Annotated in this window: 6 protein-coding genes and 6 pseudogenes; all 12 read left to right on the plus strand. The window is 47.0% G+C overall.

From position 1 onward, the window contains the following. The first annotated feature begins 7 nt into the window (after positions 1–7). The gene (ftsL, locus tag UA76_RS16740) at positions 8–325 is read left to right on the plus strand and encodes a cell division protein FtsL (RefSeq protein ID WP_047048509.1); all 318 of its coding nucleotides are present in this window, start codon (positions 8–10) and stop codon (positions 323–325) included. Beyond that, on the plus strand, positions 322–2,058 hold the full coding sequence (locus UA76_RS16745; RefSeq protein WP_047048512.1) for a penicillin-binding transpeptidase domain-containing protein: 1,737 nt from the start codon (positions 322–324) through the stop codon (positions 2,056–2,058). The genes ftsL and UA76_RS16745 overlap by 4 nt, the downstream gene beginning before the upstream one ends. A gap of 2 nt (positions 2,059–2,060) precedes the next feature. Then, positions 2,061–3,542 carry a UDP-N-acetylmuramoyl-L-alanyl-D-glutamate--2,6-diaminopimelate ligase gene (murE, locus tag UA76_RS16750; RefSeq protein ID WP_047048516.1) on the plus strand — a complete coding sequence of 494 codons (1,482 nt, stop codon included), beginning with the start codon at positions 2,061–2,063 and terminating at the stop codon, positions 3,540–3,542. 16 nt (positions 3,543–3,558) lie between these two features. Beyond that, a pseudogene (gene murF, locus UA76_RS16755) lies at positions 3,559–4,919 on the plus strand (UDP-N-acetylmuramoyl-tripeptide--D-alanyl-D-alanine ligase). Beyond that, the gene (gene mraY, locus UA76_RS16760) at positions 4,916–5,998 is read left to right on the plus strand and encodes a phospho-N-acetylmuramoyl-pentapeptide-transferase (RefSeq protein WP_047048519.1); all 1,083 of its coding nucleotides are present in this window, start codon (positions 4,916–4,918) and stop codon (positions 5,996–5,998) included. The pseudogene murF and the gene mraY overlap by 4 nt, the downstream one beginning before the upstream one ends. A gap of 54 nt (positions 5,999–6,052) precedes the next feature. After that, a pseudogene (gene murD, locus UA76_RS16765) lies at positions 6,053–7,377 on the plus strand (UDP-N-acetylmuramoyl-L-alanine--D-glutamate ligase). Between the two features lie 9 nt (positions 7,378–7,386). Next, positions 7,387–8,597, plus strand: a pseudogene (gene ftsW / locus UA76_RS16770) (cell division protein FtsW). Then, positions 8,584–9,652 (plus strand): annotated as a pseudogene (gene murG / locus UA76_RS16775) (undecaprenyldiphospho-muramoylpentapeptide beta-N-acetylglucosaminyltransferase). Before ftsW ends, murG begins: the two co-directional pseudogenes overlap by 14 nt. A 13-nt stretch (positions 9,653–9,665) precedes the next feature. Further along, complete coding sequence (murC, locus tag UA76_RS16780; RefSeq protein WP_047048522.1) at positions 9,666–11,126, plus strand: UDP-N-acetylmuramate--L-alanine ligase; 1,461 nt, start codon at positions 9,666–9,668, stop codon at positions 11,124–11,126. Positions 11,127–11,308: 182 nt separating this feature from the next. Continuing rightward, a pseudogene (locus UA76_RS16785) lies at positions 11,309–12,099 on the plus strand (cell division protein FtsQ/DivIB). Next, positions 12,083–13,344: pseudogene (gene ftsA, locus UA76_RS16790) on the plus strand (cell division protein FtsA). Before UA76_RS16785 ends, ftsA begins: the two co-directional pseudogenes overlap by 17 nt. A gap of 30 nt (positions 13,345–13,374) precedes the next feature. Next, complete coding sequence (gene ftsZ, locus UA76_RS16795; protein ID WP_047048525.1) at positions 13,375–14,598, plus strand: cell division protein FtsZ; 1,224 nt, start codon at positions 13,375–13,377, stop codon at positions 14,596–14,598. Positions 14,599–14,640: the final 42 nt, after the last annotated feature.

Raw genomic sequence — 14,640 nt, forward strand, 5'->3', positions numbered from 1 at the left:
GACACCAATGAAACAAACACCTCCTAACCTTGCAAAATTGATCGGGCTAGATCTAATAACAGTGGGACGACTCCCGCTGTTTATTATGGTGCTCCTGTTTGCAAGTGCTATGGGGGTCGTATTTACCACTCATCACACCAGACAAGCGATTTTTGAAAAGGATCAAGCATTGTCTGAGCGCGAACGCTTAGATAACGAGTGGCGCAACTTAATTCTGGAAGAAACGGCACTAGCCGAGCATAGTCGTGTTCAAGCCGTTGCGATGCAAGAGCTTGAAATGACTCGACCTAACGCTAACACGGAAGTAGTGATCTCCTCGCAATGACCACCCAAAAAGCCAAAGCTCAACCTAAAAAAACTGATATGTCGGGGCCAATTCTTATCCGCTGGCGCTTCTATCTCATCATTTTCTTCGTTTTTTGTGCTTTTGCTGCGCTCGTCGGTCGTATTGGTTACATTCAAATTATTGAGCCGGACAACTTAATTCGCCAAGGCGATATGCGTTCGGTTCGTGCTCAAACCCTTCATTCTGCTCGTGGCATTATTTCTGATCGCAATGGCGAACCATTGGCAGTAAGTGTGCCTGTTGAGGCGGTTTGGGCAGATCCTGTCGCCATCTACAAAGCGGGTGGATTAGTTGATATTGACCGCTGGTATGCACTTGCAGACGTACTTGGGATCGCCCGTGAAAGCCTTGTCAGTAAAATCGAAAAAAACAAATCACGTCGATTCATCTATCTGCAACGCCAAGTTAGTCCTGCCATGGCGAAATATATCCGTGAGCTTAAGCTAGCGGGAGTGGGGTTAAAAGCCGAATCTCGTCGTTATTATCCAGCGGGTGAAGTCAGCGCCCACTTAATTGGTGTGACGGGTATTGATGGCCACGGTTTAGAGGGCGTTGAGCGCAGTTACGATAAGTGGTTAACAGGTGAAGCTGGCAAACGAATTATCCGCAAAGATCGCTATGGCCGAGTGGTTGAAAACATCTCTTTAGAAGAGCGTGAAGAAGGTAAGCCTTTAGAGTTAACAATCGATCAACGTCTACAAGCGATTGCTTATCGAGCCATCAAGCAGGCGGTCGCCGATTTTCGTGCGACATCAGGCTCGGCTGTGTTGCTGGATGTGAAGACCGGTGCAGTGTTAGCTATGGTGAACGCGCCATCCTACAACCCAAACAATCGCGCTGACCTGCAATCTTTCAAAATGCGTAACCGCGTCATCACTGATGCTTTCGAACCGGGTTCAACGGTAAAACCTTTTGTCGTACTTGCGGCGTTAGAAGAGGGGACGGCAGACTTAGACACTGTGATCGATACGGGTAATGGTCGCATGAGAACCGGCGGTAGTTGGGTTCGTGATACGTCGAAAGTAGGCAAAGCTGACCTTACTACTATTCTACAAAAATCCAGTAACATCGGTGTGGCGAAACTCGCACTGGATATGCCGCTTGAGGCCTTGTTGGGCATGTACAGTTCAGTCGGGTTTGGCGAAATGTCTGGTTTGAATTTGGTGGGTGAAACCTCCGGTATCTTCCCGAATCGCCGTCGCTGGTCTAAGCATGAGATTGCGACTTTCTCTTTTGGTTATGGTCTCACTATTACGCCACTGCAACTTGCCCACGCTTACGCCACCCTAGGCAACTTTGGAGAGTATCAACCGATTCATATTATCGATAATAATCAGCAAGACCTGTCTCGTCAGGTGATTGGCCGAGACAACGCTAAATCGGTTCTGAAAATGTTAGAAACTGTCACTCAGCCAGGTGGTACCGCCACCCGTGCAGCCGTGCCCGGCTATCGTGTTGCCGCTAAAACGGGTACATCACGTAAAGCGGTGGCTGGTGGTTATGGTGATGAATACTTTGCCTATACCGCAGGCGTAGCGCCAGCCAGTAATCCGAGAGTGGCTTTGGTGGTGGTGGTGAATGAACCGCAAGGTGATAATTATTATGGTGGCTCGGTTGCCGGCCCTGTCTTTTCTGAAATTATGAAAAGTGCCCTGCAAATATTGAACGTAGCGCCAGATGAAAATAAGACAAAAAGTGAAGAGCAAAACTAACAATGATTGAGAAGATGACTTTATCTCAGCTTGTCGCCCCATGGCTTACCAACGCGTCAGAAGCTTTATCGAATGTAGACGTGACCCATTTAGAGCTTGATAGTCGCAAGATAACTTCAGGCGACACTTTTGTGGCGGTAGTCGGGCACGCCGTTGATGGCCGAAAGTTTATTGATAAAGCGATTGAACTCGGCGCTAGTTCCGTTATTGCTCAATCTTGCTCTGAGCATCCTCATGGCAGCGTTGAGCTGCGCGCTCAAAAGCCAGTGGTCTATTTATCGGATCTCGGTGAGCACCTATCTCAGCTCGCTGGTCGTCTGTACAATCACCAAGGCAATGCTGTGATTGGTGTGACAGGTACGAATGGCAAAACCACTATTTCGCAACTGATCGTCCAGTGGCTCGATCTGGTTGGTTCACGTGCTGCCGTAATGGGCACAACAGGGAATGGTTTTCTATCAGATTTAAAGCAAGCTGCCAATACAACGGGCAGTGCGATTGAGATTCAGAGCACTTTGGCTGATTTAGCTGATGAGGGCGCTAAATATACTGCGCTTGAAGTCTCATCTCATGGTTTGGTGCAAGGGCGCGTTAAAGCGCTGACGTTCAGCGCTGGTGTTTTCTCTAACTTGAGCCGTGACCACCTCGATTATCACGGGACCATGGAAGCCTACGCTGAAGCTAAATACACCCTGTTCTCCGAGCACGAGTGTCAGCAGGCGATCATCAACGCTGATGATCCTGTTGGTCATGAGTGGCTAAATCGTTTATCCGATGCCATTGCCGTGTCTCTAAAGCCTGATTGCCAATTTTCAGAGGCTGTGTTTGCCAAAGAGGTACACTACTCAGAGTCCGGCATTAAGCTATCGTTTGATGGTAAGTTTGGTTCAGGTGTGCTCCATGTTCCGCTTATTGGTGAGTTCAATGCCAGTAATGTGCTTTTGGCGTTTGCGTGTTTACTTTCGCTCGGTGTTGATAAAGTAGCGCTTGTCGAGGCTGCGCCGAAGTTAGTGCCAGTCATCGGCCGTATGGAGCTGTTTAAGAATGGCAGCAAAGCTAAAGTCGTCGTCGATTATGCTCATACGCCTGATGCACTCGAGAAAGCGTTGAAAGCATTGCGCGTGCATTGCTCAGGAAAACTGTGGGCTATATTTGGCTGTGGTGGCGATCGCGATACGGGTAAGAGGCCAATGATGGCATCTATTGCCGAGCAGTTCGCCGACCAAGTGATCATGACAGACGATAATCCGCGCAGTGAAGATCCCGCCACTATCGTGGAGGACATGAAAAAAGGTCTTAAGCAACCAGACAATGCCTACATTCTGCACAGCCGCTATGAAGCCATTGAGTTCGCACTCAATCATGCGAATGAAAATGACATCATCTTGCTGGCAGGAAAAGGGCACGAAGATTATCAAGTGATGGCGAATGAGACCATCCATTACTCAGACCGCGAGTCTGCTCAGCAATTATTAGGTCTGTAGACGAAAGGAATTACGAATGATTTCAGTATCGCTTTCCACGTTAGTGGATGTGCTTGATGCGACTTTGATTGGTGACGATCGCATCATTAACAGTGTCTCGACAGATACTCGAAAGATAGAGGCAGGAAGCTATTTATTGCCATTGTTGGTGATCGATTTGATGCGCACGATTTTGTTGATAACGCTGCAGAACAGGGTGCCAGTGCCGTACTTGTTTCTAAACCGCTTGATGTTTCTATCCCTCAATTACTGGTAAAAGACACTAAGCTTGCGCTTGGCAAGCTAGGTGCATGGGTGCATCTGCAGTGCGATATTCCTACCATCGCTATCACAGGTAGCTGCGGTAAAACCACAGTGAAAGAGATGGTTGCCAGTATTCTCTCTACCAAAGGCAAGGTGCTGTTTACCGCAGGTAACTTTAACAATGATATTGGGGTGCCGTTAACCCTGCTGCGCTCTACGCCAGAATACGATTTTGCGGTAATTGAACTCGGCGCCAATCATATCGGAGAGATCGCTTATACGACTCAATTGGTTCAACCTGATATCGCCATGGTCAACAATGTTGCGGCTGCGCACCTCGAAGGTTTCGGCTCAATGGATGGCGTGAAACAGGCTAAAGGCGAAATTTACCAAGGATTAACGGCAGGCTCACCTGCCATTGTTAACTTAGATAGCCATGGTGAGCAATACTGGGAAGCAGTCCTAGCAGACAAGCAAGTGACGACGTTCTCGGTGAAAGAGAGCAAAGCGGATTATTTTGCATCGAACATCAGACTGTCTGACACAGGCGAAGCCAGTTTTACCTTGCAAACACCGCAAGGCAATATCGACGTTCAGCTAGGTATTATTGGTCAGCATAACGTGGCCAATGCATTGGCTGCTTGCGCGTTATCTCTCTTTATGGGGGCAACATTGGAGCAAGTTAAATTGGGTTTGGCACAACTAGGTATGGTGAAAGGTCGAGTTGAAGTGGTTGAGCTCACCGACTCAATCAAACTGATCGATGACAGTTACAACGCCAGTGTTCCAGCAATGAAAGCCGCCGCCGACCTACTTAACAGCTTTGATGGTATTCGGTGGCTTATTTTAGGCTATATGGCAGAGTTAGGTGAGGAAAGCCTTGCACTTCATCGGCAAGTTGGAGAACATGCTGCACCGTTTAAATTTGAGCATGTCCTGACATTTGGTGATGACGCAAAAGCGATCAGCGACGTATGTCATGGAAAGCACTTTAGTAATCATGAAAGCATGATTCAGTATATTGAGCAGCAGCTGGTTAAGCACGATACTCAAACGCACACATTATTAGTGAAAGGTGCTAACAGTGCGGGTATGAGTAAAGTCGCTACTGCTTTGAAGGAGAAATACTCATGATCATTTGGCTAGCAGAGTTATTACAGCCATATTTTTCTTTTTTTCGTCTATTTGAATACTTGTCATTCAGAGCCATCGTTAGTGTGTTAACCGCACTTGGTCTGTCGCTTTGGATGGGACCACGCTTAATTAGACGTCTTCAAATGCTTCAGATTGGCCAAGTCGTTCGTAACGATGGCCCTGAATCGCATTTTAGTAAGCGCGGCACGCCGACCATGGGCGGAGTCATGATTTTAGCGGCAATCATTATTACCGTATTGCTTTGGACGGACCTGAGCAACCCTTACGTCTGGGCAGTTCTAGCGGTACTTGGTGGTTATGGCGCAGTCGGTTTTGTCGATGATTATCGTAAAGTGGTGCGTAAGAACACCGATGGCCTTATCGCCCGTTGGAAGTATTTTTGGCAATCAGCGATTGCGTTGATCGTGGCATTTGCGCTTTACGCACACGGCAAAGATACAGCAGCAACTCAGCTGGTAGTGCCTTTCTTCAAAGACATCATGCCTCAGCTGGGACTGTTCTACATTATTCTGACTTACTTTGTGATTGTAGGAACCAGTAATGCGGTTAACTTAACCGATGGTCTCGACGGTCTTGCAATCATGCCAACAGTTTTAGTGGCCTCGGGCTTTGCGGCGATTGCATGGGCGACAGGTAACGTTAATTTCGCAGAGTATCTGCACATCCCGCATATTCCAATGGCTTCAGAGCTTGTGATTGTTTGTACGGCGATTGTGGGGGCGGGTTTAGGTTTCTTGTGGTTTAACACCTATCCAGCGCAAGTCTTTATGGGCGATGTGGGCTCGCTAGCGCTAGGCGGTGCTCTAGGTACGATTGCGGTACTAGTGAGACAAGAATTTGTACTTGTCATTATGGGCGGTGTATTTGTAATGGAAACCTTGTCGGTTATCTTACAAGTTGGCTCATATAAGTTGCGTGGTCAGCGAATTTTCCGCATGGCTCCTATCCATCATCACTACGAGCTAAAAGGCTGGCCAGAGCCGCGAGTTATTGTGCGTTTTTGGATCATTTCAATTGTTCTAGTATTGATCGGACTGGCGACACTTAAAGTACGTTAATCGTTCTGGATGACCAGTTCTTTCCAATTAAGTAATCACTTTCAATGAGTTAGCATGGAACGTTGGCAACACATTAAAAATGTCGTGGTATGTGGGCTCGGTATTACCGGGCTCTCTGTCGTTAAGCACCTCAAACGTTTAGAGTTACCCTTAAACATACGCGTTATTGATACTCGCGATAATCCTCCAGGAAAAGAATCTTTACCTGATGGCGTCGAGCTGTATTCAGGTAGCTGGAATACCCAGTGGCTAGAAGATGCGGATCTGGTGGTGACCAACCCTGGTATTGCTCTAGCGACGCCAGAGATTCAAACCGTTGTTAAAGCAGGAACAACTGTTGTGGGTGATATCGAGCTGTTCGCGTGGCAAGTCGATAAGCCAGTTATCGCAATCACAGGCTCGAATGGCAAAAGTACCGTTACCGATCTGACAGGTGTGGTTGCCAATGCGTGCGGTGTGAAGACTGCTATTGGCGGTAACATTGGTGTTCCGGCTTTAGATTTACTGGAGCAGGAAGTGGATCTTTACGTCTTGGAGCTGTCTAGCTTCCAACTTGAAACCACGTCTAGTTTGCCTCTTGTCGCCGCCGCATTTTTGAATCTTTCTGAAGACCACATGGATCGCTATGAAGGTATGGCGGATTACCGTGAGGCGAAATTACGTATTTTTGAACATGCTTCTGCTTGCGTTGTGAACTTAGATGACAAGGCGACTTACCCTGATAGCAAGAACTTGAATCTTGTTGAATTTAGTGTCGAAAACGAAGCTCAGTTTGAGGTTATCACTAAGGATGGTGTTGAGTGGCTGAGTGACAACAAGTTACCTATACTCCCAACTTCGAAGTTATCTTTAGTTGGTCGCCACAATGTGGCGAATGCGCTTGTTGTGATTGCGCTTCTCAAGCAAGCGGGTATCGACTACCGCCAAGGCCTTGAAGCGCTTACCTCATACACGGGTCTTACTCATCGCTGCCAAGTGGTAGCAGAAAAAGATGGTGTGAAATGGGTGAATGACTCAAAAGCGACCAACGTCGCGAGCACCTTAGCGGCTCTGTCTGGCTTAGAGTTAGAAGGCACCTTATATCTGCTTGTTGGTGGTGATGGCAAAGGTGCCGATTTCTCGGAACTTGCGCCAGCTCTGGGTAACTTAAATGTTCAGCTTTGTTGCTATGGCGCGGATGGTAAGGAGTTTCTCTCTCTTCATCCATCAGCAAGATATTTCTCAACTATGCCCGAAGCGATTGAAGTTGTGAGTCCACAAACTCAGGCTGGCGATATGATTATGTTGTCACCGGCTTGTGCAAGCTTCGATCAGTTCCCGAACTTCATGCTAGAGGTGACGCGTTCACCGATATTGCCCGCCAGTATACTCAAAAATAGGGATCTTGAATGAGTTTACGTGGAATGCTCGGAGCGACAAAAGGTTGGTTTACCACTCACACGCCAGACGCGCTGTTCGATAGGCAGTTAGTATGGATATCACTAGGCCTGATGTTAATTGGTCTAGTGATGGTGACGTCTGCTTCGTTTCCTGTAAGTTCAAGGCTGACCGATCAGCCGTTTCACTTCATGTTTCGTCATGCGGTATTTTTAATTCTGTCACTGATGGTCTCGACAGCGGTTTTGCAAATCCCTTTGCAGCGTTGGTTACAGTACAGCTCTGTGCTCTTAGGTATCTCTTTTGTCTTGCTGATTGTCGTGTTAGTCGCGGGTAAATCAGTAAACGGTGCTTCGCGTTGGATCCCACTAGGGCTGTTTAACCTCCAGCCTGCAGAAGTTGCCAAGCTTTCGCTGTTTATCTTCATGTCTGGCTATTTGGTCAGAAAACAAGATGAAGTGCGCTCAACCTTCTTTGGCGGCTTCTTTAAGCCCATTGTGGTGTTCGGTGCATTGGCGATCTTGCTACTTGGTCAGCCGGATTTAGGAACCGTGATCGTTATGCTGGTGACGCTATTTGGCATGCTGTTTGTCGCAGGGGCTAAGCTCACACAGTTTATTGCCCTGATGGTGGCAGGAATCGTGGCCGTTATTGCATTGATTGCAGCAGAACCCTACCGTGTTCGTCGTGTGACCTCATTCCTTGACCCGTGGGAAGATCCATTTGGAAGCGGTTATCAGCTGACTCAATCCTTGATGGCTTTTGGCGTGGTGAGTGGTTTGGACAAGGTTTGGGTAACTCAATTCAAAAACTCGAATATCTCCCAGAAGCGCATACCGACTTTGTATTTGCCGTATTGGCCGAAGAGTTAGGCTTTGTCGGCGTCGTATTAGTTCTCATGCTGATCTTTAGCTTGGTGCTAAAAGCGGTCTTCATTGGTAAGAAAGCGTTCGAGCATGAACATAACTTTGGCGGTTATCTTGCCTTTGGTATCGGTATTTGGTTTGCCTTCCAAACCTTGGTTAATGTGGGGGCGGCTGCGGGCATGGTCCCGACCAAAGGCTTAACCTTACCTTTGATCAGTTATGGTGGTTCAAGTTTAATTATTATGGCAATTGCAGTATCCATTTTGCTGCGAATTGATCATGAATGTCGCCTTGATGGTGGCTCCCAGCAAGACGACATAGCAAAAGAAGAAATAGAGAACGATGAAAAAGAATAAGCGCTTAATGGTAATGGCTGGTGGTACGGGTGGACATGTTTTCCCCGGTTTGGCAGTTGCTAAGAAGCTTCAAGAGCAAGGATGGGAAATCCGCTGGTTGGGTACCGCTGATCGTATGGAAGCTGATTTAGTGCCTAAGCATGGCATCGAAATCGACTTCATTAAAGTGAAGGGCCTACGAGGCCAAGGTGTGCTTAAGTTGTTAAAAGCACCGTTTCAGATCCTTAATGCAGTAAAGCAGGCGCGTGAGCATATGTTGCTTGGAAGCCGGATGTCGTTTTAGGGATGGGCGGTTACGTTAGCGGTCCTGGCGGAATAGCAGCTAAATCAATGGGTATTCCAGTGGTACTGCACGAGCAAAATGCGGTTGCGGGCTTAACTAACCAATGGTTGTCGAAAGTGGCTACCAAGGTGTTCCAAGCATTCTCTGGGGCGTTTTCTGATGCTGAAGTTGTGGGTAATCCAGTACGTGAAGACGTCACTCAAATTCCTGCACCACAAAATCGCCTAGCAAATCGCGAGGGTGATATTCAGATATTGGTAATGGGCGGGAGCAAGGCGCGCAAATTTTAAATACGACCTTACCGCTTGCGTTATCCCAGTTAGGTGAAGGCTACCAAGTTGTTCATCAAGCGGGTAAGAACCGACAACAAGAAGTCGAACAAGCTTATCAGAGTGCCGGCGTTAAAAATGCTCAGGTTGTTGAGTTTATTGATGATGTTGCTCAAGCCTATGAACAGGCAGATTTGCTAGTTTGTCGCTCTGGTGCTTTAACTGTATCAGAGGTATCAGCAGCGGGTGTCGCGGCTATTTTTATTCCTTTCATGCATAAAGATAGACAGCAGGCATTAAACGCCGACCATTTGGTTGAGTGTGGCGCGGCCAAAATGATTGAACAGCCGCAACTGACGGCGGATGGTTTAGCTGAGCAAATTTCAGAGCTGACTAGAGAAAAAATTTTAGAAATGTCCATCGCAGCGCGTGAAGCGGCAAAACTCGATGCAGACATTAAAGTGGCTGAGGCAATTCAAAGTATTGCAGCCTCAGGCAAATAAAGAGACAAAGAATATGACAATAGAACATACACAAGACCTAGCTCAAATTCGCGCTATGGTTCCAGAAATGCGCCGTGTTAAGAGCATCCACTTCATTGGTATTGGTGGTGCTGGAATGAGTGGTATTGCGGAAGTTCTGCTAAATGAAGGCTATCAAATCACGGGCTCAGATATTGCGGAAAACCCAGTTACTCAGCGTTTAACTGAGAAAGGGGCGACGGTTTATATCGGCCACCAAGCGAGTAATGTGGCTAAAGCCAGCGTTGTTGTAGTCTCTACTGCCATTAATGAAGAAAACCCAGAGATTATTGCTGCGCGCGAAATGCGAGTGCCGATTGTGCGTCGTGCTGAGATGCTGGCAGAGCTGATGCGATTCAGACATGGAATCGCGGTTGCGGGTACTCATGGTAAGACAACCACTACGGCACTGGTCACTCAGATCTACTCAGAAGCAGGCCTTGATCCAACCTTCGTTAATGGCGGTCTTGTGAAAAGTGCGGGCACGAACGCGCGTTTAGGTTCAAGCCGAATCCTTATCGCAGAAGCCGATGAAAGTGATGCATCTTTCCTTCACCTGCAGCCAATGGTAAGTATTGTCACCAATATTGAAGCCGATCATATGGATACCTATGGCGGCGACTTTGAAACACTTAAACAGACATTCATCGACTTCTTACATAACTTGCCGTTTTACGGCCAAGCGATCTTATGTATTGATGATCCTGTGGTTCGAGAGTTGGCTCCAAAAGTAAGCCGTCAGGTGATCACTTATGGTTTCTCCGATGATGCCGATGTTCGAATTGAAAATTACCGACAAGAAGGCCAGCAAGGTAAATTCACCGTTGTACGTGAAGGTAAAGCCGATCTTGCGATCACTTTGAACATTCCGGGCCGTCATAACGCGCTTAATGCAGCAGCTGCAATTGCCGTGGCAACGGAAGATGATATTAGTGACGAAGCTATCATGAATGCCATGGTTGGCACTCAAGGCACAGGCCGACGCTTTGATCATCTTGGAGAGTTTGATACAGGTAATGGCAATGCGATGCTTGTTGATGATTATGGGCACCACCCGACAGAAGTGGACGTAACCATACAAGCTGCTCGTAGCGGTTGGGCAGACAAACGACTAGTGATGATCTTCCAACCTCATCGTTACAGCCGTACACGCGATCTATACGATGATTTTGCCAATGTTCTCGATCAAGTTGATGTTTTAATCATGCTTGATGTGTACTCGGCGGGTGAGCAACCGATTGCGGGGGCAGATAGCCGCGCATTGTGCCGCACCATTCGCAGCCGAGGACGTATCGATCCAATTTTTGTTGCTGAAAATGACACCTTACCTGCTGTTTTAGCTAATGTTTTACAAGATGGTGACCTAGTACTTACTCAGGGCGCAGGCGATGTTGGTAAAGTGGCTAAGCAGCTTGCTGCTCTTGAGTTGAATATCAATAAAATGCAGCAAAACTAATCGTTGGGGCTGAAAGTCGAAGTTTTGTTCAGAAAGGCGTTATCAAACTTCGATTTATCACTTTCGCCAATTGATACTTTTAGATAGCTCAGTATAATCCGAGAGTTAAAGTGAGTACTTTTACGCTTTATTTTGAAGAGACATGGAAAGAGATTGCAAGCTACGTGCAAGGATAACGGACTTTGATTAAAAGTACTTTAGAACAAGGTCTCCGTATTCCCCATCTTCCAAAGCTAAAACAGCACGCTTCCGGCGGCATGTTTTTACTTTTGGTTATTGTGCTTGTCGGCTCTCTTCTTCACTCTACGTTATCGTGGATGTGGGATGATGAACGACTTCCTCTCTCCAAAATTGTATTGCAAGGTGACTTGCAATACGTATCGGCTCAAGACGTACAAAATGCTTTTGCCCAGCTCGATTATATTGGGACGTTTATGTCTCAAGACGTTAATGCTTTGCAAGAGCGTGTTGAAGAGATCCCTTGGGTTTCGAATGCATCGATTCGTAAGCAGTGGCCCGATACTGTAAAAGTTTACTTAACAGAATTTAAAGCAGAAGCCATTTGGAATGGGATCAGCCTGTTAAATGAAACAGGTGTGATTTTTGATGGTGATGTTGGTCAGCTACGAGAAGAGCGAATAAAGCTCTACGGGCCAGAGGGCAGTAATACCGAAGTGCTTTCTGTGTGGCGTGATATCTCCCCCAGGTTTGAAGACCTAGGACTGTCGATCAATACGCTACTCCTAAATGAGCGAAGAGCTTGGCAAATAATTTTAGACAATGGCATGCGCTTGAATTAGGCAAAGAGTCATTGCATCAGCGAATTGAGCGCTTTATCTCGTTGTACAAGAACTTAGGCACTGATGTCGATAGGGTTAGCTATATTGATCTTAGATACGACACTGGCGCCGCGGTAGGTTGGTTTCCAGAACAAGAGTTAGGACAAGAAAATACAGATGACGAAGATCGCTGATGACAATATTATTGTAGGTCTTGATATCGGGACAGCGACAGTATCCGCTTTAGTCGGTGAAATCTTACCAGATGGCCAAATTAACATCATCGGCGCAGGTACCAGTCCTCTCGTGGGATGGATAAAGGCGGCGTTAATGATTTAGAGTCGGTAGTGAAATCTGTACAGCGTGCTATCGATCAGGCTGAGCTTATGGCGGAATGCCAGATCAGTAGCGTGTTCATTTCTTTATCTGGTAAACATATCGCAAGCCGAATCGAAAAAGGCATGGGAACTATCTCCGATGAAGAAGTTTCCCAAGATGATATGGATAGAGCGATTCATACCGCAAAATCTATCAAGATTGGTGACGAGCAAAAAATTCTGCACGTTATCCCTCAAGAATTTACAATTGATTACCAAGAGGGCATTAAAAACCCGCTTGGTTTATCAGGTGTGCGTATGGAAGTTAGCGTACACTTAATTTCTTGTCATAATGATATGGCGAGAAATATTATCAAAGCCGTTGAACGCTGTGGCCTTAAGGTTGAACAGTTGGTGTACTCTGGATTGGCTGCAAGTAATGCGGTCATTACAGAAGATGAGCGAGAGCTTGGTGTGTGTGTTGTCGACATCGGTGCAGGTACGATGGATGTATCTATCTGGACAGGTGGTGCCTTAAGACATACCGAAGTCTTCTCTTATGCTGGCAATGCAGTAACAAGTGATATTGCATTTGCGTTTGGCACACCAGTAAGCGACGCTGAAGAGATTAAAGTCAAATATGGCTGTGCTCTTAGTGAGCTAGTCAGTAAGGATGACACGGTTAACGTTCCTAGTGTCGGAGGTCGACCATCCCGCAGTTTGCAAAGACAAACCTTGTCGGAAGTGATTGAACCTCGTTACACTGAATTAATGGGGCTCGTTAACCAAACTATCGACACTACACAAGAAAAGTTGCGTGAAGAGGGCATTAAGCACCACTTAGCGGCCGGAGTCGTACTCACAGGCGGCGCAGCACAGATTGAAGGGTTGGTAGAGTGTGCGGAGCGTGTGTTCCGCAACCAAGTTCGAGTCGGCAAGCCTCTTGAGGTGAGCGGACTAACAGATTACGTAAAAGAGCCGTATCATTCTACGGCGGTTGGTTTACTTCATTACGCAAAAGATAGTCATATTAATGACGAGACTGATTACAATGAGCCTAAGCGCCAGTCAGTAACGTCATTATTTGGTCGTTTGCGTAACTGGATACAAAAAGAGTTTTAACCTGAGTAGCAGGAAAAACGGAGATAACACATGTTTGAACCGATGATGGAAATGTCTGACGATGCAGTAATCAAAGTCGTTGGGGTTGGTGGCGGTGGTGGTAACGCCGTTGAGCACATGGTACGTGAATCCATCGAAGGCGTGGAATTCATCAGTGTCAATACGGACGCACAAGCTCTACGCAAAACAAGCGTTAGCAGTGTAATCCAGATTGGTGGTGACATCACAAAAGGTCTCGGTGCGGGTGCAAACCCTCAGGTTGGACGTGATGCTGCTCTAGAAGATAGAGAAAGAATTAAAGAAGTTCTTACTGGTGCCGATATGGTATTTATCGCAGCTGGTATGGGCGGTGGTACAGGAACAGGTGCAGCTCCAGTTATTGCTGAAGTTGCAAAGGAGCTTGGTGTTCTGACTGTTGCTGTAGTAACCAAACCATTTAGCTTCGAAGGGAAGAAGCGTTTGGCGTTTGCTGAACAAGGGATTGAAGAGCTTTCTAAGCATGTTGACTCTTTGATTACGATTCCTAACGAGAAGCTTCTTAAAGTGCTTGGCCGTGGCGTAACGCTACTGGAAGCCTTTGCTAGCGCGAATGATGTGCTTAAGAACGCAGTACAAGGTATTGCTGAGCTAATCACACGCCCTGGTATGATCAACGTCGACTTTGCGGATGTTAGAACCGTAATGTCGGAAATGGGTCATGCAATGATGGGTAGTGGTGTGGCAAAAGGCGAAGATCGTGCTGAAGAAGCGGCAGAAACGGCAATTTCTAGCCCGTTACTTGAAGATATCGATCTTGCCGGAGCTCGAGGCGTGCTGGTTAACATCACTGCTGGTTTGGATATGCGTCTAGACGAATTCGAAACAGTGGGTAATACCGTTAAGGCATTTGCTTCAGACAATGCTACAGTTGTAATTGGTACATCGTTAGACCCTGATATGACAGAAGAAATCCGCGTAACGGTTGTTGCGACGGGTATCGGTAACGAGAAGAAGCCAGACATTACGTTGGTTGCAGGTGGTAAAGCGAAAGTAGCCCCTGCTGCACAGCCTCAAACACAGGCTACGCAACCAGCAGCGAAAGTGGAAGAAAAGCAGGCACAACCTTTGCAAGAAAAACCACAAGTAACTGCTCAGCCAACGGCTCCTGTGACTAAACCAGCTCCAACTGCTGGTGGTCAAGGCCAGAGTACTGCGCCGAAAGAGAAAGAAGGCTACTTGGATATTCCGGCATTCTTGCGTCGTCAGGCTGATTAATAAAACGCCATAATTTGACAGTGTTCAAAATTGTGGTACGAT

Source organism: Vibrio mexicanus, assembly GCF_001012815.1.
Taxonomy (GTDB): Bacteria; Pseudomonadota; Gammaproteobacteria; order Enterobacterales; family Vibrionaceae; genus Vibrio; species Vibrio mexicanus.

Bases quoted from the DNA above. Each gene is read 5' to 3' on its own strand.
- murC (WP_047048522.1), top strand. From the start codon at position 9,666: ATGACAATAGAACATACACAAGACCTAGCTCAAATTCGCGCTATGGTT.
- UA76_RS16745 (WP_047048512.1), top strand. From the start codon at position 322: ATGACCACCCAAAAAGCCAAAGCTCAACCTAAAAAAACTGATATGTCG.
- ftsZ (WP_047048525.1), top strand. From the start codon at position 13,375: ATGTTTGAACCGATGATGGAAATGTCTGACGATGCAGTAATCAAAGTC.
- ftsL (WP_047048509.1), top strand. From the start codon at position 8: ATGAAACAAACACCTCCTAACCTTGCAAAATTGATCGGGCTAGATCTA.
- murE (WP_047048516.1), top strand. From the start codon at position 2,061: ATGATTGAGAAGATGACTTTATCTCAGCTTGTCGCCCCATGGCTTACC.
- mraY (WP_047048519.1), top strand. From the start codon at position 4,916: ATGATCATTTGGCTAGCAGAGTTATTACAGCCATATTTTTCTTTTTTT.